The following is a 23023-nucleotide window of genomic DNA, read 5'->3' as shown; positions in this document are numbered from 1 at the left end:
GGGTCAGTCGCCTTCTACCGGTGCCAGGTAGGAGTGCTGCGCCTTCTTGCTTTCTTCGTACGACGCCGCGGCGGCCTGCGTGGACTGCAACTCGGAGACCTCACTCACCGGCACGTCCCACCAGGCCTCGCTGTCCGGCGCACCGATCAGCGGGTCGGTGGTGACGTGGATCGCGATCGGTCCGGTCGCCGCCTTCGCGGTGTGAATCGCCTTCTCCAGCTCGTCGCGGCTGTGCACGTCGAGCACCTCGATGCCGAAGCTGCGGACATTCGCCGCGAGGTCGACCGGCAGGTAGTCGCCGTCCAGCCGGCCGTCGCCGGTGCGCTTGCGGTACGCCGTGCCGAAGCGCTGCGAACCGAGTGACTCCGAGAGGGCGCCGATCGACGCGAAACCGTGGTTCTGCACGAGGACCACGATGATCTTCAGGTTCTCCTGGACCGCGGTGGCCAGCTCACTCGACATCATCAGGTACGACCCGTCGCCGACCATGACGAAGACGTCGCGCTCGGGCGCGCCGAGCCGGACACCCAGACCGCCGGCGATCTCGTAACCCATGCAGGAGAAGCCATATTCGACGTGGTATCCCTTCGGGTCGCGGGTCCGCCAGAGTTTGTGCAGGTCGCCCGGCATCGAACCGGCCGCGCAGACGACTACATCAGACGGCGCCGACAATTCGTTGACGGCACCGAGAACCTGGCCCTGGGTGAGCAGTCCTTCCGCGAGCTTTCCGGTCACCTCGTCCGAGGGACTGTAATGTGCCGAGACAATGCCGTCCCAGTTCCTTGAGAGTTCCGTGGCCGTCGCGGTGTACTTGGTGTCAACGGACCAGTCACCGAGCGCGGATCCCAACGAAACAAGGGCTTCCCGCGCATCCGCGACGAGAGGAAGACCGGCATGTTTACCACTGTCGAAGCGCGCCACGTTGATGTTCACGAACCGCACCGCCGGGTTGGCGAAGGCGGTCCGGGAGGCTGTCGTGAAGTCGCTGTAGCGAGTGCCGATGCCGATCACCAGGTCGGCCTCGCGGGCCAGCGCGTTCGCTGCCGTCGTACCGGTCGAGCCGACCGCACCCATCGACTGCGGGTGATCGTAGACCAGAGATCCCTTACCTGCTTGGGTTTCCGCCACCGGGATTCCGGTCGTCTCCGCGAAGGCCCGCAGTGCATCCTCGGCACCGGAGTAGTGCACGCCGCCGCCGGCGACGATCAGCGGTCGCTGCGCGGACCGTAGGAGATCTACCGCTTTGTCGACAATTGATGCCTCCGGCAACGGGCGCGCCACGTACCAGGTGCGCTCGGCGAAGAGCTCCTCGGGCCAGTCGTAGGCCTCGGCCTGCACGTCCTGCGGCAGCGCCAGTGTCACCGCGCCGGTCTCGACCGGATCGGTCAGCACGCGCATGGCGTTCAGCAGCGCCGACGGCAGTTGCTCGGGGCGCCAGACGCGGTCGAAGTACTTCGAGACGGGGCGGAAGGCATCGTTGACCGACACGTCGCCGGCGCCGAAGTTCTCCAACTCCTGCAGCACGGGGGTCGCCACCCGGGTTGCGAACACATCCGAAGGGAGGATCAAGACCGGGAGGCGGTTGATCGTGGCCAGAGCTGCGCCGGTCACCATGTTGGTCGAACCCGGGCCGACGCTTGCTGTGCAGGCATAGGTCTGGAGCCGGTCTCGGGTCCGGGCGAAGGCCGCCGCTGTGTGCACCATGGCCTGCTCGTTGCGGGACAGGATGTACGGCAGGGCGGTCGGGTCCTGGAGCTCGGCCTGCAGCAGTGCCTGGCCGACGCCGGCGACGTTCCCGTGGCCGAAGATGCCCAGGGTGCCGGCGATGAGCCGCTGCCGGACCCCGTCACGCTCCGAGTACTGGACGCTCAGGAATCGCACCAACGCCTGCGCGACCGTGAGACGCACCGTCATGACTCTTCTCCTCCGAGAGATTCTTCCTGCTCGAACGGCAGGCGTGGGTCGATCTGCTGGGTGGCCCAGAGCTCACGCACCCAGCCGTGCTGCGGATCGTCGGTGATCAGCCACTCGCGTTCCGTGCCCGGGCCGGCCATCACATTCAGGTAGTACATGTCGTAGCCAGGAGGCGCCATCGCCGGACCATGCCATCCGTGAGGCACCAGGACCAGATCGCCGTTGCGGACCTCCGCGAGCACGTCGATCGGCCGGTCCGCCGTGCCGTAGACCCGCTGGTAGCCGATCGGGTCGTTGCCCTTGACACCTTCCGGGGCGGCGTCGGAGAGCTGCAGCTCGAAGTAGTAGATCTCTTCGAGCACGCTTTCCTTACCAGGCTTGTGCTCGTCGTGCTTGTGCGGCGGGTACGACGACCAGTTCCCTGCCGGGGTGAGAACCTCGCAGGCGATGATCGAGTCCGCCTCGAGCACACCCGGCGTACCGAAGTTGCGGACCTGCCGGGAGGAGACTCCCGCACCCCGCAGTTCGGTCTCCACGTTCTCGACACCGATGCGGCGGAACGGGTAGTCGTTCGCGGCCTTCGCATGCGGGAAGGCGATGCGGGCGCCGCCTGCGCTGGTGACAGCGACAGTGGTTCCCCGCGGGACGTAGGCGAGGTCGGTCGGTCCGGCGAAGACGTCGGCCCGCCCACCGAGCGGGACGGTCTCACCGTCGACGATCACCTCAGCCGATCCGCTGAGCGGTAGCACGAGGTATTCACAGTCGTTGGTGTCGAATTCGATCGACTGCCCGGGACGGAGCGTGGCGACGTACAGGCCGCTGTACTCCCAGTCCTTGTCCCCGGGAGTCACCGCGACGTCGAAGGCGCCCCACGCCGTACTGCCTGCCGGCTTGAACCACTCCGTCATGCAACACCTCCATGGACGAGGGCGGCTGCTTGGTCTACGGCGTAGGCGACGTTGCCGTCCGGTGGGAAGAGAAGCGCTCGTCCAACGACCAGACCGCGAACTGAAGGGAGGGCCAGTGCTTTGCCCCAGCGTGCATAGGTTTCTTCGGGAGCGACTGTCGGGTCGCCGCCGAGCAGGAGAGTCGGCAGGGTGGTGGCGTCCATGACGCGTTCGAGGTTGTCGACGACCGGGAGCTTGAGCCAGGTGTAGGCGCTGGTGGCACCAAGGCCGGCGGCGATGTGGACGGACTTGATCACCGAGTCGGCGTCGAGGACGTTCGTGACGCGACCGTCCTTGCGGGTCGACCAGAACGGTTCGACCATCGCCATCAGCTTGTGTTCGGCGAGCTCGGTGACGGCCTTCGCACTCGCCTCCAGCGTCGCGACCGTGCCGGGGTCGGCGAGGTCGATCCGAGTCAGCATCTTGCCGCCGTCAAGCCGGCGGGACGCAATGTCCGCCGCCGAACCGTAGGCAGTGAAGCGGTCATCGAGTTCGAAGGAGGAGCCTTGCAGACCACCACGGTTCATCGAGCCGATGACAACCTTGCCCTCGAGCGCGCCGAGCAGCAGGAGGTCTTCCAGCACGTCCGGAGTGGCCAGTACGCCGTCAACTCCGGGTCGCTCAAGCGCCGTCACCAGTCGCTCGATCAGGCCGGGCCGGCTTCCCATCGCGAAATGGTCATCACGTACGCCGAGTGCACCGCGCGCCGGGTGGTCAGCCGCGACGATCAGCAGTCGACCGTCTGTACCCACCAACTCGCGAGTCCGCCGGCGCTGCCAGGCCTCAGCAATTCGCTCCGGGTGGCGTACCCGGATCTCCGTCAACTCGTTCAACCGCAACAAGAGATCGTCGCGGCCACCTCGCTCCGGCACTCCCTCGGACCGCCCCACCGGCTCCACAGCCGGACGCGGTCGTCCACCTTCCGTCGCCGGATGCCAAGAATCCACCACCGGCACCGCCCGAGCCGGCCCGTCAGCACTCGCGTCCCCCGCACCCTCAAGCGCTGCTTCCTCAACGCCAGCAGCCGGATCACCAGCCGGGTAGGAAACCCCCGGCGCAGCCGCCACCACACTCGGCAGCGGAGGTGCCGCGGGAGCGGCGGGCTGCGGTGCACTCGTTGGCACCACGACCGTCGGGTCGTCCGCGCCCGCGTAAGCCGCACCGTGAGCATTCGCCTGCGCGACGACGGTGGGGTCGTCCGCCCCGGTGTAAGCGGTGCCATGAGCATTCGCCGGGGCGATCACGGTGGGGTCGTCGGCACCCTGGTAAGCGGCGCCGTTCCCCGGGGCGTCGGTGGTCGGGGGCGTCGGGGCCGGGGGCGTCGGGGCCGGAGAGGTTGTTGGGACGACCATCGTCGGGTCGTTTGCGGCTACCACCATGGTGGGCTCGCCAGCGGGGTTCGTCGGGACGACCGTTGTTGGGTCGTCGGCGCCGGGCAGTTCGACTCGCGCCACGATCGTCGGATCGTTCGGCAGACCGGCCTGCCGTCGCGCCCGTGCCGCCTGCACGGACTGCACGACGGTCGGGTCCGTGGAGCTCACGCCTTGCGAGTGGGATGGGGCGGGGCGACGCTGGACGACGGTTGGGTCCGTCGGACTTACCTCACCTTGCTGCGCTCCGCGCGACTGCGCAGGAGCCGACTCAGAGGGTCGGCCCTGGACAACAGTCGGGTCCGTCGGGCTCACACCTCGCGAGTGCGCTGGGGCAGCAGCGTCGGGGCGGCGTTGTACGACGGTGGGGTCGGTGGGGCTTACTTCGTCGTTGGAGACGGGGATGGTGGGGTCCTCGGGGGTGGGTTGACGCAGCGGGATGGGGCGACGGGAGTCGGTCATGCGGGCTCCCCCATCGTGGTCAGGACCTCGGCGGTGGTGGGCATGGCGGTGGAGCATTCGAGGCGGGAGGCGACGATCGCGCCGGCGGTGTTGGCGAAGCGGATGACCTTCTCGAGGGGCCAGCCGGCCAGCAGGCCGTGGCAGAGGGCGCCGCCGAAGCCGTCGCCGGCTCCGAGGCCGTTGACGACCTCGACCGGGTGCGGTGGGACCTCGACGCGTTCGTCGCGGGTGCGCGCAAGGGTGCCCTTCGGGCCTTGTTTGACGACGGCCAGTTCGAGTCCGCGATCCAGCAATGCCTGAGCCGCCTTGTCAGGATCGGTCTCGCCGACCGCGACCTCACACTCCTCGCGGTTGCCAACGGCAACTGTGCAGTACTCGAGCGCCCGGCTCACCTGCGAGTGCGCTTCGCTCGGATCGGCCCAGAACATCGGCCGGTAGTCCAGGTCGAGCACGGTGATCGGCCGACGCCCGCGCGCTTCCCACGCGGCGAAGTGCGCCGACCGCGACGGCTCGGCCGACAGGCCGGTCACGGTCGACCAGTAGATGGAGGCGTCCCGGATCGCGTCGAGGTCGAGTTCGGACGGGTTGATGACAAGGTCCGGCGCCTTCGGGAACCGGTAGAAGTACAACGGGAAGTTGTCCGGCGGGAAGATCTCGCAGAACGTGATCGGCGTCGGCAACCCGTCCACCGGCGTGACAAACCGGTCGTCGACCCCGAGTTCACGCAACGACGAGTGGATGAACGTCCCGAACGGATCGTTCCCCGTCCGGCTGATCACCGCGGACTTCCGCCCATGCCGAGCCGCGGCGACAGCAACGTTCGTGGCGCTCCCACCGAGGAACTTCCCGAACGAGGTCACGTCCTCCAGATGCGTCCCGATCTGCAACGGATACAGGTCGACACCGATCCGCCCGATCGTCAGTACGTCGTCCGCCATCAATCTCCCCGTCTCACAGCAGCGAAACCACAACTCATCGCACAGCCTCGGCGATCGCCTGTAGGTGCGCGATGCTGACCCGGACGTCGACCACCGGGCCCTCGTCATCCGGGCGGTCGGTGAGGATCGTGTCCTGCTCCAGCACGTACCAGCCGTCGTACCCGGACTGCTCGAGCGTGCTCACGATCGCACCCAGGTCGATGTCGCCGTGACCGAGCGGCCGGTACATCCCGTCCCGGACCGCATCCGTGTACGTCACCTGACCCGACTGCACCTTCGCGGCCCACGCAGCGTCGACGTCCTTCAGATGCGCGTGCTTGATCCGATCGGTGTGAGCCAGTGTCAACGCAACCGGGTCCACCCCACCAATCAGCAGGTGACCGGTGTCCAACGTCAGCCCGATCGACGAACCAGACAGCACCCGCTCAACATCAGCAGCGTTCTCGACCATGGTCCCGACATGCGGGTGGATCGTCGCCAGTACGCCGCTGTCTGCGGCGAGCGCCGCGAGCTTGTCCAGGTTGCCGACGAGCGTGCTCCACCCGGCGTCATCGAGAACCGGCCGATCGTCGTACCCCTCGCTACCAGTCGCTGCCGCCAGCACCAGCGTGGTCGCGCCAGCAGCAACGAAACCCTCCAGCGCCGCAGCAACCTCAGGCGCCGGGTCGTGCGCCGGATCATGCAGTACGACGGGAACGAACCCACCGACCGCACGTAGTCCGACGTCGGCCAGTCGCTTCGCCTTCTCGGCCGGATCCTCGGGCAGGAACCCGTCCGGCCCGAACTCGGTCGCGGCGAGCCCGACGGCCCGCATCTCGGCCAGCACGGTCTCGGCGTCGTACTGATAGCCCCAGCCGGGAACTTCGCAGACACCCCACGAGATCGGAGCACCCGCGATCCGGGCAGCCAGGTCAGTCATCGAGCACAGTCTCCTCTATCGCAACAATGGAAGGTGAATCAGACAGTGACGACACGGTTCTCGTGCCGGGACAGCTCGCAGGCATCGGCGATCCGGAACGCGGCCAGCGCGTCGCGGACAGTGCACGGCACGTCACGCGTACCGGCGGCCACCTCGGTGAAGGCGGTCAGCTCAGCCACGTAGGCCGACTGGAATCGATCCATGAAGGTCAGATGCGGCGGACCGGCCGGAAAGTTCACTCCGGGTTCGGCCGACCGCAGCGCAGTGTGCTCATCGAGCCCGACGGCGATCGATCCCAGGCTGCCCTGCAGTTCCATCCGCACGTCGTGACCAGCGCCGTTGTACCGGGTGCCGCTCACCATGGCGAAGGTGCCGTCGTCCAGTGTGAGCAGCGCTGCCGCGGAGTCCACGTCGCCGTACTCACCGAAGAAGGCCTCGCCGCGGTTGGCACCCGTCGCGTACACGCTGACGATCTCGCGGCCAGTCACGTACCGGATGATGTCGAAGTCGTGCACCGTGCAGTCCCGGAAGAAACCGCCGCTCTGCGGGATGTACTCGCGGTGCGGCGGGGACGCGTCGTTCGTGTTCGCCCGGATGTGGTGAACGAACCCCAGCTCACCAGACTCGACCGCAGCCCGTGCAGCCTGATACCCGGCATCAAAGCGACGCTGGAAGCCGATGTGCACCGGCACCCCACCAGCCTCGACCAACTCGACCACCCGCTGCGTCTCCGCCAGGTCGAGCGCCACCGGCTTCTCACAGAACGTCGGTACGCCGGCCGCCACGCCCGCGGCGATCAGCTCCGCGTGCGCGCCCGTGGCAGCGGCAATGACAAACCCGTCGAGTCCCGCAGCGAGCAGACTCGGAACATCCGGGGCGAACGAGAGACCGAGCTCCTTGGCGACCGTCTCGGCCCGGCTGGGATCGGCATCGGCGACGACCACCTGGTCCACCGCCGGTAACCCCTTGAGCGTCGCGGCGTGGAACCCACCGATCCGCCCGACCCCGACCAACCCGATCCGCATCCGCTGCCCTCTTCCGTCGTCGCACGGCAGCCGGCCGGCACCGGAACCACCGCCGCCAGCTTTCCTGGCCGCGCCGGAGGTGTCAATAGTTTGTCAACACATTCGAACGTGCAGACATGACATGCCCCACACAGGTAATATCCCGCCTCATGGCGACCCTCCCGATCAGCATCGATCGGACGAGCCCGGTGCCGCTCTACCACCAGCTCGCCGAGCAGCTCACCGCTGCCATCAGCGGCGGCACGCTGCGCCCCGGTGACCCGTTCGAGAACGAGATCGCCATGTCGGACCGGCTCGGCCTGTCCCGGCCGACCGTGCGCCGGGCGATCTCCGAGCTGGTCAACAAGGGCCTGCTGGTCCGCCGCCGCGGCATCGGCACCACGGTCGCGAACCGGATGGTGCACCGCAAAGCCGAGCTGACCAGCCTGTACGACGACCTCGTCCGCGAGGGCCGGACCCCGCGCACCGACGTCCTGTCACTCACCACCGACGCGCACGACGACCGCGCCGCCGAGATGCTCGGCCTCCCGGCCGGCACTCCCCTGGTCTCGATCGTCCGCCTCCGCTACGCCGGCGACCAACCCCTCGCGATCCTGCGCAACTGGTTGCCTCCGGCCCTCAACGACCTGACCGTCGCCGACCTCGAACGCGACGGCCTGTACGCCGTCCTCCGCGCCCGCGGTATCCGCCCCACCGTCGCCCGTCAACGCATCGGCGCCCGCAACGCCAGCGCCGAAGAACGCCGTACCCTGCACATGTCCAAAGCCGAGCCCCTGGTCACCATGACCCGCTCCGCCTACGACGCCGACGGCGCCCCCGTCGAGTACGGCAGCCACTGCTACCGCGCCGACCAGTACTCCGTCGACGTCCTCGTCTCCGATCGCTAACCGGACGCTAACCGCGGATCTGGTCAGCGACCCCCGGGACGATGCCCCAGTAGTGCTGGGTGTCGGCGAGGGACATCGACTGCCCCTTGCGCGGCACCTTCTGCCGGCTCTCGACCAGGACGCCCCGGCCGGCGTAGAAGGTCTCGTCGAACGGTCGCACCCCGAGCGCGGCGGCATACTCGGCGAGCATCTCCGACGTGAACTTCTCCCGCACGGTCCGGGCCTGGTAGCGATCAGGCTGCTCGAACGCCTGCACCGTGCCGTCCGCCTCGAACCGCCACCGGCTTCCGTCGTGGGACGCCGAGATCGTCCGGACGTAGTTGAGGAAATCGGTCTGCAGCGGACCGAACAGCTCGAACTGCACCGCGCCGTACCGCCCCGGTGTCTCCAGTCCGGTGCCGAGGGTGTGCGGCGTCGAGTCGATGGCCAGCCCCTGGCACTTCAACTGCTCAGCCAGATACCCGACCGTGCTGACCGCATCCGTGCCCTGGAATCCGCAGTCGAAGTACGCCGTCCAGCGGTCCCCCGCCGTACCGACGAGCAGCTCGCGCGGCCGCACACCACCTGTCAGTGGTGGCAGCCGCTCGAGCATCTCCGCCAAGGTCCCGCCGACCGCTACCGCCTTCGCCCGTCCGTGCAGCTTCTGCCGCCACGCCCGCAGCCCCTCGGCCGCCACGTCGAGCGGCACTTCGAGAAACCCGAAGCGCGACGTGGTCGGCGCGAACCGGTCGGACAGCAGCGTGATCACTCCTGCATTCTCCTTACTGTCCTTACGGAACTTCCAGCAGGTGCACCTTGGCCGTCGGGTCGTTGGCGATGATCCGGATCTTGTGCCCCAGCGCACGGCTCGAGGGCGGTACGTCGTACTCCGTGTAGTGCCGCCGGCCGTTCAGAGTGTATTGGAGGTCAGGACGGTTGACGCCGACCCGGTCGCCGTTGATGTTCACCTGCTGCTGATTGACGCGCATGTCGGTGGCACCACGGGCCCGGAGGCCCTGGATGTCGTTCTGTAGCTGGGCATTCTGGGTCGGACTGTTCCCGATCGGGCGCCGCAGTGACCTGGCGGCCGGCGCCAGCGGTTTGGCCGCGATATCTCGCGCGGTGCGTGGCGCGACCCTGCCGGTCGCCTGCCGGGCGACCGCGGCGACCTTGCCCGCAGTCTTTCCACCGGCGGTCTTGATCGCACCGGTGGCGGCTTTCGCGACACCCGACACAGCCTGTCCGGCCGCGGAATTGGCGACCGAGCTCCCGACCTTGCTGGCGGCTGCGGTCACCGCCTTGCCCGCGGTTGTGTTGGCCAGCGCTCTGGCTCCGGCACCAAGGCCCGCGCCGATCCCGGCGGTCAGACCACCGACCGCCGCCCCGACACCGACTTCGGTGGCCAGGCCACCCCAGGAGAAGTCCTTCTTCCCCTCGGCGACATCGACGCCGTACCCGGCTGCCGCACCGGCTGCGCCAGCCGCGATTCCCGCGGCGATCACGCATCCGACGCCAGTCGCGCAGACAGCACCGATGGCGATTCCGACGCCGATACCGACGGCGATGTTGGTGATCAGGCCCTTGTGCTCGTCGACCCAGTCGACCGCCTTGCTGACACCGCTCTTCACCGCGTTCCAGGCACCCGACAGACTCCACAGACCGGTCGGGTCGACGTACGTGATCGGGTTGTTCTCGGCGTACGAGTACGGGTTCGCCGCCTGGGCGGACGATCCGTCGGTCGCCGGGTCGGCCGACAGGAACCGGCCCAGGGTCGCGTCGTAGTACCGCGCACCGAGCGCACTCAGCCCGGTGGTCGGATCCTTGATCTTCCCCAGCCAGCCGTGCTCCGACGGCAGCGCCGGCAGCAGGTTGCGGATCTCGCCGTACGGCGCGTAATAGGTGCGGGCCGCGATACCGGTGCCGTCGGCAACCGAAATCTGCGCCGAGCCCTGCTGGTCGTTGAGCTGCCAGACCACGTTGCCGAGGGTCTGGCGGACAGCGATCGAGACGCCCGACTGGTCGTAGAACCGGCTGGATGCCTTGAGCACACCGGCGACGATCGTGAGCTCCTGGCCGTCGATGTACAGGGTCGCGGCCACACCCAGCGGATCGACCCGGGCCGTCCGCGTCCCGTCCGGCAGGTAGACGAACTGGGTCTGGCTGACCAGCGTGCTGGTCTCGGACTCGAGCCGCTGCTGGGCGTCCCAGTCGAGCTTGGTCGGGACGAGCCCGCCGAGCAGGCCGGGCCGCTCGGTCATCGCGCCGTTCTCGTCGTAGCCGAATCCGGCCGATCCCGCCTTCGTCACTGCGTGCGGATGCGCCTTGTCGCCGTACGTGTAGTTCTTCGCCAGGCCGAGCGTCTTCTCCGACAGCAGGTTGCCGTCCGGCGAGTAGCTCCACGACTGGTTGTAGCCGGCCGGTCCGTCGTGAACGGTCTGCGACGAGCCGTCCGAACAACCGGTCTGGTACGTCGTCCAGCTGTGACCGAGCCGGTTGAGTCCGTCGTAGTCGAAACAGGTCGCGACCGGCTTCGGACCCGCGACGTCGGTGATCTGCTGGATGTTCCCGGCCGCGTCCCAGCTGTAGCTGTCGTCCTGGGCGGCCGTCTTGTCACCGGTCAGCGGGTCGCCGATCAGCGTCTGGACCCGGGACATCCGCTGGGTCGTCGGCTCATAGGCGTACGCGCGCTGCAGCGAGTGGTGTGCGTTCGCGTACTCGCGCCCGGCCAGCTTGCCGTCCGCCGCGTAGCCGGTCGACGTGACGTACGACTCCGTGTGGGTGTTGCCGGTCAGCGGATCCGTGAGCTCACCCGACAGCGTCGTCGGGTTCCCCAGGTCGTCGTACCCGGTGGTGACCGTCTCCTTCGGGTTGCCGAGCGCCGGGTCCTGGTACGTCGTGGAGATCTCGTGGTCGGCCTCGTCGTACCCGTAGTTCACCGTGTACGACGAGCCGTGCAGCAGACCGCCCACACCCTGCGGGAAGGTCCACGTACGACCGGTGATCCGGCCGCGGGCGTCGTACCCGTTCGCGGCCCGGGTGAACTCCTTGCCCTTCCAGTACGTCGTCTGTGCCGCCCCGGCCCCGATGCCGTTGGGGATCTCGGTCGAGTCGTACGTCCAGCCGGCGACCTTCTCGCCGGTTCCGGCCGGACCGGCGTACCGGGCGGTCGGCCGGTCGAGTGCGTCGTACTGCGTGGACAGCGTCGGGCCCGGCCGTCCGGACGCCAGCGTCTTCGCGTCCCAGGTCGCGACGACGTTCCCCTCGCCGTCGTACTCGGTGCGGCTCCGGCCGGAGTCGGCGTCGACGGTCTCGGTCCTGCGGTCGAGCAGGTCATAGCTGTACGACGACTTGTGGCCGCCCGGATCCGTCGTCCCGGCGAGCTGGCCGGACGGGTAGTAGGTGTACGTCGTGGCCGCGATCGACGATCCCGTCCCGTCCTCGGTCCTGACCTGGCGACCGCGGACGTCGACCCACGACGTCTTCACCACCCCACCTGGGGGCGGCGTGGTCCGGGTGTGATCGCCGAAGAACGCAGTGGCCGAGCTCCACAACTCCTTGCCCTGGGCAAAGTGCGCGGCCTTGACGTTCCGCCCGAGGGCGTCATAGGTGTAGCGCGTCTCGACCACCTGGTCGCCCGGCACCGCCTGGAGCGAACCGCCGGCGGCACCGTCCACGACCACCGGCAGCGCCTCGGCCGCGACGTGACCGGCGTCGTCGTACCGGGTGTCGGTGATGATGCTCTTCGGCTTCTCCGCGGTCGACGCCGGCGAGACCTCCTGCGTCTGGCGTTCGCGACCGATCGAGTCCAGGAAGGACCATGAGGTCACGTACTTCGTCCCGGACTGCAGCTCCTTGGTGGTCACCAACGGAGGCTGCTTGTGGTCCTGGTCGAGCTGGTAGCTGAACACCTTGGCCGCCGGCGCGTCCGCGGCCTGACCAGGCAGGCGGACCGTGGCCAGCCGCCCGAGCGGGTCATAGGTCTCGGAGGTGACCTGGTTGTTGGCGTCCTTGACCGTCGAGGGCTGCTGGCGATCGGGGTCCATCGTCGTGCTCTCGACCTGGCCGAGGGCGTTGGTCTCGGTGATTGTGACGGGTCGACCGGTCGCCGGTGTGTAGGCGGTGGTATTCGTGTGCCCGTTCGCGTCGGTCTCGGTGAGCGCACGACCATAGGCATCGAAGGTGGCCGCCGTGGTGGTGGTCTTGGTGATGTCGTTCGGACCGCCCGCGGTCACCGCGGAGATCGTCTTGGTGACGTCGCCCTTGCTCACCGGACCGCCGACGGTACCCGACCCGTCGTAGTACTGGTCCTTGGCCGAGAGCAGGCTCTTCGGTGCGGCGCAGGCGCCCTCGTACGTGCGGATCCGGTAGGGGAACGCCAGCATCCAGTCCCGGATCGTGGCGTCGTCGCGCGCGTAACTGGTCCGCGTGCAACGGACGTCGGCGCCGGCCGTGTCGACGACCTCGGTCGCCTGACCGTAGTCGTCGTACGTCGTGGTCAGCTTCGTGGTCCGGATGCTGTTCGTGCCGCCGGGCTCGGCGACGACGGTCTCCCGCTTGACCGAGTCGCTCTCGACCACCAGGTGGGCGTCGTCGTCCGGATCGGTCTTGCCTGCATCGACCGGGGTCGTGTGCGCCGAGACGTAGCTGTGCAGCGATCCACCGAGCTCGTACGACGCGTTGCCGGCGGCGTCCAGCTCGAATTGCTGGGTCTCGCGTTCCTTACCGCGCAGCCAGGGCGAGTCCTTGACCGAACCGCCGGTCGAGTCGGTCACGTCGACGGATTTCGTGCCGCCGTTCGCGAGCCGGTCGCCGTCCATCCCCTGGAAGAACAGGTTCCTGGTGACCTCCAGCGGCTTCGCGGCCTGGGACAGCTTGACCACGTCGACCGAGCCGTACCCGCGCCAGTCGCTCCACGTCTTCCGCTTGACCGGCGTGACGTCGTCATCGTCGTAGTGCCAGGAGGGCTTGCCGCGGTAGCGGTACTCGTTCACCTGCGGCGGCGCACCACCGGCCTGGTCGACCACGGTGACCTTGCTGACCAGGTACCGGTGCCACCAGCCGAAGCCGGAACTGTCCCCGTTCGATCGCCAGCCCGGGAAGCAGGTCTGTGCGTTGGTGTCGGCCTTGCCCTCGGGGAGGTTGTCGATCGTGCATCCGTCCGGCTGACCGTAGCCGACCTCGACCCGGCGGCCGAGTTCGTCAGTGACCGTGGTGACGCGCAGCTTCTCCAGCTTCGGTACGCCGCTGCCGGGCGCGGCGTCGACCCGGTTGGGCGACTCGCGTCCCGCGATCACGACCGGCGGCAGCTTCTCCGTGCCGGAGCCGCCGAGGCCGACCTGCTGGAACTTCTCCAGCCACAACGACGCGCTGGTCCCGTCGGACGGCTTCGGGAACGAATATGTGAAGTCCACCCGGTCGACGTCGACGAAGTCGGTGCCCTCGTTGCGCTGCGCCGTGACCGAGCGCAGCAACTGGTTCGTGAAGAAGCTCGGCGACTTCTGCTCGTCGCCGGTGCAACTGCCGGTGCACACCTGGTCCAGCGGTACGTCGGGGTACGACGACGCGTGGTCCTTGTCGAACGCGGGACAGCTGCCGGATCCGCCGGCCGCCTCGATACACCGCAGGTCGGTGCTGAAGTGCAGTCGCGCGGGTGCCGTCGTACCCTCGTCGCCAGAACGCTGTGCGTAGACGATGTCGCGGACGTGACCGCCGCGGACGTACTCGGTCGACTTCCCGGACTCGCCGTTGCGGGCGTACTTGTTCTTCTCGACGTCGTAGAAGTACGTCGTACTGTTGCCGTGGGCATCGACCGCGCCGTCGAGGTTCCAGCGCCAGGCCTGGGTACACCAGGAGTCCTCGACGCTGCTCTTGTGACAGGGCTCGCCGTCGTCATCGCCGAAGACGGGAACCGTGAAGACCGAGTTGGTCGCCGTGCCGGTGGTCGCCTGCTTGCCGCGACCGAAGGTGAACGTCATCCCCTGCGGGGTCTGGACGGTCCAGTACTCACCGTCGTTGTCGCCGTTGTCGGCGTCCTTCTTGCGTTCCACCCGCCAGCCCGGATCCTGCTTGGCCCGCCAGACGTCGCCGCCGGCCGCCTTGTCCTTGACGAGCTCGGAGGAGGTGCCTTCGAGGGACAGCATCAGCTGGTCGCCGGCCCAGCACAGGTCGCCGGTATCGCCACCGTCGTCGGAGCAACCGTTGTAGCGACGCTCCAGGTACGGCGTGTCAAGGTTCCAGCCGAGTCCCGCCCAGGAGGGCTGCGCGTTCTCGGACGCGGTCATCCCGTCGACGGACTGCGACGAGTAGGACAGGTCCAGGTCGGGTGCCTGGCCGGAGATCGCGGCGACCTTCGGGATCGGGTAGCTCCAGTTGAAGTCACCCGACTGCAGGCCGACGGACCACTTGCTCGAGGACAAGAGTTTGGTCGCCGTATAGGAACCGGCTTCACCGTTCGGGGCCGCCGCGACGACGTACACCATGCCCTGCTGAGCTGCGGGCAAGGTGGCGGTGAGTGTGTGGTTGACGAGGTCGATCTTGCTCGGCACCGGCCGGCTGGTCGCGCACGCGGCCGCGGTCGGAGTCGTGAGAGCGCAAGCAGGCTTGGCGATCAGCCGGAGCCGGGACTCGAAGTTCCCGCCGTACGCGCCGGCGAAGCCGCCGACATCAACACTGACGCCGACCGGCGCGGCGCGGCGGCTGCCGTCGGCGCGGGTGAGCTTCAGCGCAAGGCCGTGGCCGCCGAGCTTCTCGGCGACCGTGTGGTCGTAGGTCGCGACGGTGACCTGGTCCGGACCGCCGGTGACCGGTCGCAACGAAACGGCCCCAGCGCTGCGGGAGCGGCTGGAGCCGGAGAGTTTGACGGTGGTGGTGCCGGTGGTGGGCCAGACGACCTTCGACGGCGTTGCCTGCGGCCTCGCCGTACCGGCGGTGGACGGATCGAGTTGCGTCGGCACCGTCCGGGCCGATACGGCGATGACCGAATTGTCGGCCGACACCGCCTCGGGCTGCTTCGGATCGGCCGCCGCGGCCGGTGGTCCTTGCAGACCGGTGACCGCTACGGCGAGTGCTACGACACCTGCAGTGATGGCTTTCGGGCGGGACGAAACCATGCCTCACTCCCCCAGAGTTTTGGCGTCTCGTCGTGCAGGGCGTAGCACGACGCAGTCAAACCTCTCCGAAGGTTCCGTCTGCTGTCAAGATGTTTGATCAGGCTGATAACCCATGTGCTGCAAGAGAATCCGCACGCGTTGCTTGATCTCGGCCGCTGTCATTTCGTCGGGGTGGAGGAGGACGAAGGCCATCGCGCTGGAGATAGCGTCCTGTACGGCGGTCGGGTCGGTGTCGCGAGTGAACTGGCCGGCGGCGATTGCCTGCTGTGCGATCTGGGCAACCGCTGTGGTGCGAGGCTCGAGGTGGCGTTTGCGGTAGGCCTGGACGAGTTCGGGATGGTCGACCGAAGCACCGATCACTCGAGCCATCAATGCACGGAATCGGGGTTGGCTCAGTAGTTCGGCGGTTCGGTCGACGAGGTCGTCGATCGTCGAGGGCGGTGCTTCGTCGACTGACTCACGGGAGTGTTCGAGGGCCGCGATCAGGAGTTCTTCTTTGGACTGCCAGCGGCGGTAGACAGTCAGTTTCGCGACGCCGGCCTGGCGCGCGATCGCCTCGATGCTGGCGCCGGCGGCGCCGCGCTTGATGAACAGGTCGAGCGCGGCGTCCAGGATCGCGGCGTCGTTCCCGGGGTTGCGCGGGCGGCCGCGGTCTACGCGGGCCACAGAACCTGGTTCAGCCATGCCGACAGCATCTCCGGTCCGCCCCGACCACGCCAAGCCAGGTGCCCGTCCGGACGGATCAGCAGTACGTCGGACTGCGCCGTACCGACTGGGGTGAGCCCACGAACCAGGTCGGGGCCGAGCGCGGCGACGTACGGGGTGGGGTCTTTGGCGAGCACGACCCAGCGGCCACCGCTCGCCGCGTGGAGGGTGGATTCGGTCCCGTCGATCCGCCGGCAGGGCAGGTCGGGGACACGGTCACCCGGACGCGGACGGCGGCTCCACGGTGCGGATGAGGCAGCGAGCGGACCACCTCGGTAGGAGACGGTGAGCTGGGAGGCCGCCAGCCACAGGCGGCGTTGGACAACTCGGAGGCGCAGGATCGGCATCACGACCTGATCGCGGAGGAACCGGCCCCAGCGCGTGCTCGGGAGCATGACGTCGGTGGCGGAACTGGTTGCCGCCAGCACCTTTTTGGCCAGTGGGCGGCGTTCGCCTTCGTAGGTGTCGAGCAGGCGGGCGTCGGCGCGGCCGGTTGCGACCAGAGCCAGCTTCCAGCCCAGGTTCTCCGCGTCACCGAGGCCGGTGTTCTGGCCCTGACCGCCGGACGGGCTTTGGATGTGGGCGGCGTCGCCGGCCAGGAAGACGCGCCCGCGCCGGTAGGTGTCGGCGAGCCGACGATGCAACCGGAACTCCGAGGCCCACCGCACTGAACCCACTGTGTCGAGACTCGTCCCGCTCCGGCGAGAGAACTCCTCGAGCACCCGTGAGGTGATCTCGGCCTCCGACAACACCTCCGGCAGACCTGGCGGCGGTTCGCTGAAGACGCGCCAGACGTTGTCCGGCATCGCAGTCACCGAGAGCATGCTGCCGGCCGACATCCACGTCGTACTGCCGTTCGCGTCGTACGGCCAGTCAGCCTCGACGTCGACCATCAGCAGCCGCTCGATCAGCTTGCGCCCCGGGAAGCCGATACCCGCCAGCTTGCGCACCACGCTGTGCGCGCCGTCGCAGCCCACCAACCAGTCCGCGTCCAATCGTTCCGCCGTACCGTCGGCCAACTCAACGGTCGCGGCCACGCGCTCGGCTGTCTGGTCGCAACCGATGAGGCGCGTCGACCACTCGACCTTGCCGCCGAGCTCGGCGAACCGCCGGCGCAGCTCACCCTCCACCTCGGCCTGCGACACCAGCAGCGCTTGCTTCTCCAGGCCGACCGCAGCCCGGCCGACCGGCAACTGCAGCAGGAGTCGCTGACCGTCGAGATAGTTGATGGTCAGCATCGCCTTCGAGCGCTGCGGCAGCTCCCCCAGCGCCCCGATCCGCTCCAGCACCTCGGCCCCGCGCGGCTGCAGCCCGAGCGCGCGAGACGTCGACGCCGGCCCCTCCGCACCATCGATCACCCGCACCCCCACACCCCGCAGCGCCAGACAAACCGCCAGCGCCAACCCCGTCGGCCCCGCTCCCACCACCAGCACAGTCTCCGTCATTTAATAAACGGTACGGTACCGATTACTAATTGCCAAGCACCTTGAGCACCCCTCGACCACCCGACGCCCGCCGAAGCGGTCGAACCGTGCTCAAGGTCAGACGGCCCGACCCACCTTGAGCACGGTTCAACCACTTTTGAGCCGGAGAAATGGCTGAGCCGTGCTCAACGTCGTACCGGCGCACGCAGCGACCCCCGGCCCACCTGCGTTGGGGCGACCCTCCAACTCAGGGGGCAACCCACCACATCGGCGCCCGCGAAGCGATGGCCACCCTGTCCGGCCCACGCGGAATTTGAACGGCTATCCCCTCAGGTTGACGGTTCTCCCCTCAAAATATGAGGGGAGAACCGTCGACGTGGAGGGAGATCCGTTGAAATGGCGGGCGAGCCGAGCCGGTCGGGGAGGTGAGGGTGGTTCGGGGGTTAGGCCTGGTTGGCTAGGAGGGTGCGGACCAGGCGGAGGCCTACTGAGAGGTGGGCCAGCTCGGGGCCTTCGGTGTCGACGATCTCCTCGAGCATGGTGGCGGCTCGGGACAGGGCCGTGGCGTTCTGGTCCTGCCAGGCGATGACCCGGGTCTCGGGGTCTTCGCCGGCGTCCGTGGTGGCGAGGACCTGGCGGGTGAGGCGGGCGTGGACGGCGTGCAGGTCGTCGCGCAGGGCGGCCCGGGCCATCGTCTGCCAGCGGTCGGTCCGCGGGAGGCCGATGATGCGTTCGAGGAACAGTCCGAGCTGGAGGCGTTCGGCCAGCGCGAAGTGGACCTTGGCGACCTCGAGGATGTCGAGGTCGTCGGCCGTGGCCGTCTCCACGATCCCCAGACCTCCGTACGCCGGGGGCAGGACCGCGATGCTGGTCGCGAAGTCGGCGGAGACGCCCTTCTCGACCAACGCCTCGCGACGCTGCTCGAACAACGCCAGCTCGCGACCACGCAGCAGATCCGGCAGGGCTGTCGTCAGCTTCGCGATACCCGGTGCGAAGTTGTCGATCAGGTCCTGGATGTCGACCGGCGGCCGGTGGTTGCTCACCAGCCATCGCGTCGCGCGCTCGACGAGCGTGCGGGTCTCCAGCCGCATGTGCGTCTGGGTCGCCGCGTCGACCACGTTGTCCAGTGCGGCATTGGCCGACAGCAGATCCGGCTGTGCAAAGATCCGCGATGCTGCCAGGTTCGCCCGTACGACGTCCTCCACCGAACCGCCGGTCTCCAGCGAGAGCCGGTGGTACGCCGTGATGCCGGACGTGTTCACGAACTCGTTCACCACCTGGGTGGTGATGATCTCGCGCCGCAGCTGGTGAGCCTGGATCTGGTCGCCGAACCGGTCCTGCATCGCCTTCGGGAAGTACGACGCCAGCTTGTGCTGAAGGAACGCGTCGTCAGGCAGCGAAGTCTTCAGCAACTCCGCCTCCATCACGATCTTCGTGTAGGCGATCAGCACCGACAGCTCGGGCGAGGTCAGCCCACGCCCGTCGGCCTTGCGGCGCTTGAACTCCGCGACACTCGGCAGGAACTCCAGCTCGCGGTTCAGCAGCTTCTGCTTCTCCAGCCGCCGTACCCAGTCCTGGTGGACGTGCAGCAACGCCGCGGCCTGCGCTGCCGCGTTGGCCAGCGCGATGTTCTGCCGGTAGTTGCTCTTCAGAACCAGGCTGCCGACCTCGTCGGTCATCGACGCGATGATGTCGTTGCGCTGCTTCTCGGTCAGATCGCCGTCGGCGACCACCTTGTCGAGCAGGATCTTGATGTTGACCTCGTGGTCGGAGGTGTCCACGCCGGCCACGTTGTCGATGAAGTCGGTGTTGATCCGCCCGCCGGCCGCGGCGTACTCGATCCGGCCCAGCTGGGTGAAGCCCAGGTTGCCGCCTTCACCGACGGCCTTGGCGCGCAGGTCGGCGCCGTTGATCCGGATCGTGTCGTTCGCCTTGTCACCGACATCGCCGTGCGACTCGGCGGTCGCCTTCACATACGTGCCGATGCCGCCGTTCCAGAACAGGTCGACCGGCGCCTTCAGGATCGCGTTCATCAGCTCGGCCGGCGTCAGCGTCGGCCGCGAGCCCTCGATCCCCAGCGCCTCGCGAATCTCGGCCGAGACCGGGATCGCCTTGTCGGTCCGCGGGAAGACACCGCCACCAGCCGAGATCAGCGCCGCGTCGTAGTCCGCCCACGACGAGCGCGGCAGCTCGAACAACCGGCGCCGCTCAGCGAACGACGTCGCCGCATCCGGCGTCGGGTCGAGGAAGATGTGCCGATGGTCGAAAGCGGCGACCAGCTGAATGTGCTCCGACAGCAACATCCCGTTGCCGAACACATCACCGGACATGTCGCCCACACCGACCACAGTGAACGGCTCGTTCTGGCAGTCGTGACCCATCTCGCGGAAGTGCCGCTTGACCGACTCCCACGCACCACGCGCAGTGATGCCCATCGCCTTGTGGTCGTAGCCCACCGAACCACCGGACGCGAACGCGTCACCGAGCCAGAAGCCGTACTGCTTGGCGACTCCGTTCGCGATGTCGGAGAACGTCGCCGTGCCCTTGTCCGCGGCAACGACCAGATAAGCGTCATCGCCGTCGTACCGGACCACCTCGCGCGGCGGAACGATGTCACCGGCAACGATGTTGTCGGTGATGTCCAGCAGTCCGGAGATGAACGTCTTGTACGACGCGATCCCCTCCGCCAGCCAGGCATCACGATCGACCGACGGATCCGGCAGCTGCTTGGCGTAGAACCCGCCCTTCGCGCCGACCGGCACGATCACCGAGTTCTTCACCATCTGCGCCTTGACCAGACCCAGCACCTCGGTCCGGAAGTCCTCACGCCGGTCCGACCAGCGCAGACCACCACGCGCGACCGCACCGAACCGCAGGTGCACACCCTCGACCTGCGGAGAGTACACAAAGATCTCGTACGCCGGCCGCGGCTGCGGGAGGTCTGGAATCGCCTTCGGCTCGAGCTTCAGCGAGATGTACGTCCGCGGCTGCCCGTCGGCGTCCGGCTGGAAGTAGTTCGTCCGCAGCGTCGCCTTCATGACCGTCAGGTACGACCGCAGGATCCGGTCCTCGTCCAGCGACTGCACGGTGTCCAGCGCCGCGAGAATCTCCTTCTCCAGCAGGTCGCACTGCGCGACCCGGTCCGGGTCGTCGGCGTCCCCACGCGAGGGGTCGAAGCTGGTCTCGAACAGTTGCACCAGCAGCCCGGCCACGTCCACGTGGTTCAGGAAGGTGTTCTCGATGTAGGACTGACTGAACGGCGTACCGCCCTGGCGGATGTAGCGCTGGTACGCGCGCAGGATCGACACCTGCCGCCAGCTCAGCCCACCACGCAGTACCAGTGCGTTGAGGTCGTCGGACTCGGCCTTGCCCTGCCAGACCGCCTGGAAGGTGTCGGAGAACAGCTGTCGGAGCTCCTCGCGCTCCTCGGACTTCGGCGGCGCCTTGAGCCCGAAGTCGTAGACGTAGACGGTGCCGTTGTCACGACGGATCTCGTACGGCCGCTCGTCGATCACCTCGACGCCCATGTGGGTCAGCAACGGCAGCACCTGGGACAGCGACAGCGCCGAGCCGGTCCGGAACACCTTGAACCGGCGCTCCCCCGCCCACTCCTCGTCGATCGGGCTGTAGAGGGACATGGCCAGGCCGTTGTCGGTAGGCAGCCCCTCCAGCACCGCGACGTCGTTCACTGCGACGCGGGCGTCGAAGTCCTCCTTGTAGGCCTCCGGGAACGCATCGCCGTACCGGCGGGCCAGCTGAGCAACAGCCCCGTCGCCACCCTTGGCATGCAGGGCTGCGGTGAAGTCGTCTTCCCAGGCCCGAGTGGCCTCGATGATGCGCTGCTCGAGCAGATCCTGGTCGAAGTCGCCGACCGTCGTACCGTGCTTCATCCGTACGACGAAGTGGACGCGGGCGAGCACGGACTCGGTCACATACGCCGCGTAGGTGACCGACTCGGCCCCGATGGCCTCCTTGAGGATGTCCTGCATCTTCAGCCGGACCGCAGTCGTGTAGCGGTCCCGAGGCAGGTACACCAGGCACGACAGGTACCGGTTGTACACATCCCGCCGTACGAAGAGCTTGACCGCGCGACGCTCCTGCAGGTGCAGCACCGACTGCACGATCGGCAGCAGGTCCTCGACCGGGGCCTGCAGCAGCTCGTCACGCGGGTAGGTCTCGAGTACGTCGAGCAGTCCCTTGCCACTGTGGCTGTTGGGGTCGAAGCCGGTCAGCCGGAACAGCTCCAGCGCCTTGCGCCGCAGTACCGGGACCTGCATGACGCTCTCGGTGTACGCCGTCGACGAGAGCAGCCCGATGAAGCGGCACTCGCGGACCGGGTCGCCGTTCTCGTCGAACCGCTTGATGCCGACATAGTCCAGGTACGACGAGCGGTGCACGGTGGACCGCGAGTTCGCCTTGGTCAGGATCATCAGCTTGCGCTCACGGGCCTTGGCGCTCACCTCGGGCGGGAGCTTGCCGACGCCGGGCTTCGGGTCCGGCCGCAGGATGCCCAGGCCGGTGCCGGGGACGCCGCGCAGGATTCCCTGCTCGCCCTCCATGGTGAAGTCGTACTCGCGGTAGCCGAGGAAGGTGAAGTGCTCGTCGGCGAGCCACTCCAGCAACTCCTTGGCCTCTTCGACCTCGTTCTCCCCGACGGGCAGGTCGGCGGCGCTCAGCGAGTTGGCGATACTGACGGCCTTCTCGTGCATCTTCGGCCAGTCCTCGACCGCCTCGCGGACGTCGTGCAGCGCCTGCTGCAGGGCCGCCTCCAGGTCCCGGTGCTGCGCCACGTCGGCGATCCGCTCGACCTCGAGGTGCATCCAGCTCTCGCGGACCAGGTCGTGCGCGTCCGAGGCGGCGGTGTCGTCCAGCACCTCCTCGAGGGTGCCGGCGACGTCGCGGCGGACGACGAACTGCGGGTGGATCAGCAGCTGGATCTCGAGGTCGCGCTGGGTGATGACCATCGAGGCGCTGTCGACCAGGAACGGCATGTCGTCGATGACGATCTCCACGACGGTCCGCCCGTTCGCGGTCCAGCCGTGCTCCTCCAGGGTCGGCGTGAAGACGTGCACCTTCGCCGTGCCCTGCGGGCGGGAGACCGCGCTCTTGTAGTGGTGCCGAGCCGCGCCCAGGCAGTCGGCCGGCTGGCGCTCGGCCACGTCCTCGGCGGCGACATACCGGTAGTAGCGCTCCAGGAAGGTCTTCAGCTTGCCGGGGTCGGCCGACTTGTCGTGACCATGTGTTCCAGCTGCCACCGCCTTGGCGAGCACATCCGCCTTCTGGACGTCCAGCTTGCTCTGCATTCCCCACCGTCTCCACACGTGACTTTCGGTGCTGCCAGCAC

12 protein-coding genes are annotated in these 23023 nt (G+C 68.1%); 1 reads left to right on the top strand and 11 read right to left on the bottom strand.

What is annotated here, in order from left to right:
* Positions 1–3: 3 nt before the first annotated feature.
* The 6 genes from iolD to ACFVWG_RS29645 form a co-directional block, all read right to left on the bottom strand.
* Positions 4–1914, bottom strand: coding sequence for a 3D-(3,5/4)-trihydroxycyclohexane-1,2-dione acylhydrolase (decyclizing) (gene iolD, locus ACFVWG_RS29670; RefSeq protein WP_391546722.1), 1911 nt, complete (start codon positions 1912–1914; stop codon positions 4–6).
* Positions 1911–2822 carry a 5-deoxy-glucuronate isomerase gene (gene iolB / locus ACFVWG_RS29665; RefSeq protein ID WP_391546721.1) on the bottom strand — a complete coding sequence of 304 codons (912 nt, stop codon included), beginning with the start codon at positions 2820–2822 and terminating at the stop codon, positions 1911–1913. Before iolB ends, iolD begins: the two co-directional genes overlap by 4 nt.
* The gene (locus ACFVWG_RS29660; protein WP_391546845.1) at positions 2819–3703 is read right to left on the bottom strand and encodes a deoxyribose-phosphate aldolase; all 885 of its coding nucleotides are present in this window, start codon (positions 3701–3703) and stop codon (positions 2819–2821) included. Before ACFVWG_RS29660 ends, iolB begins: the two co-directional genes overlap by 4 nt.
* Before the next feature lie 986 nt (positions 3704–4689).
* A complete protein-coding gene (gene iolC / locus ACFVWG_RS29655; RefSeq protein ID WP_391546720.1) occupies positions 4690–5631 on the bottom strand; it encodes a 5-dehydro-2-deoxygluconokinase in 942 nt (313 codons plus the stop codon).
* 34 nt (positions 5632–5665) lie between these two features.
* A complete protein-coding gene (locus ACFVWG_RS29650) occupies positions 5666–6550 on the bottom strand; it encodes a sugar phosphate isomerase/epimerase family protein (protein WP_391546719.1) in 885 nt (294 codons plus the stop codon).
* A gap of 38 nt (positions 6551–6588) precedes the next feature.
* Positions 6589–7575, bottom strand: a complete 987-nt coding sequence (locus ACFVWG_RS29645) for a Gfo/Idh/MocA family oxidoreductase (protein ID WP_391546718.1) — start codon at positions 7573–7575, stop codon at positions 6589–6591.
* Positions 7576–7724: 149 nt separating this feature from the next.
* On the opposite strand from ACFVWG_RS29645, the gene ACFVWG_RS29640 reads away from it, so the two are divergent.
* The gene (locus ACFVWG_RS29640) at positions 7725–8462 is read left to right on the top strand and encodes a GntR family transcriptional regulator (protein WP_391546717.1); all 738 of its coding nucleotides are present in this window, start codon (positions 7725–7727) and stop codon (positions 8460–8462) included.
* Between the two features lie 7 nt (positions 8463–8469).
* On the opposite strand, the gene ACFVWG_RS29635 is transcribed toward ACFVWG_RS29640, so the two are convergent.
* The 5 genes from ACFVWG_RS29635 to ACFVWG_RS29615 form a co-directional block, all read right to left on the bottom strand.
* Positions 8470–9210: a hypothetical protein gene (locus ACFVWG_RS29635; RefSeq protein WP_391546716.1), complete on the bottom strand. Its 741-nt coding sequence runs from the start codon at positions 9208–9210 to the stop codon at positions 8470–8472.
* A 22-nt stretch (positions 9211–9232) separates the two neighbouring features.
* A complete protein-coding gene (locus ACFVWG_RS29630; protein ID WP_391546715.1) occupies positions 9233–15550 on the bottom strand; it encodes an RHS repeat-associated core domain-containing protein in 6318 nt (2105 codons plus the stop codon).
* 84 nt (positions 15551–15634) lie between these two features.
* A complete protein-coding gene (locus ACFVWG_RS29625; protein WP_391546714.1) occupies positions 15635–16234 on the bottom strand; it encodes a TetR/AcrR family transcriptional regulator in 600 nt (199 codons plus the stop codon).
* Positions 16204–17700, bottom strand: a complete 1497-nt coding sequence (locus ACFVWG_RS29620; protein ID WP_391546713.1) for an FAD-dependent monooxygenase — start codon at positions 17698–17700, stop codon at positions 16204–16206. Before ACFVWG_RS29620 ends, ACFVWG_RS29625 begins: the two co-directional genes overlap by 31 nt.
* 422 nt (positions 17701–18122) lie before the next feature.
* Positions 18123–22982 (bottom strand): NAD-glutamate dehydrogenase, encoded by a 4860-nt coding sequence (locus ACFVWG_RS29615; protein ID WP_391546712.1) that lies wholly within the window; start codon positions 22980–22982, stop codon positions 18123–18125.
* Positions 22983–23023: the final 41 nt, after the last annotated feature.

Source organism: Kribbella sp. NPDC058245 (genome assembly GCF_042882005.1).
Lineage (GTDB): Bacteria > Actinomycetota > Actinomycetes > Propionibacteriales > Kribbellaceae > Kribbella.
This window is presented reverse-complemented; position numbering and strand designations above follow the sequence as displayed.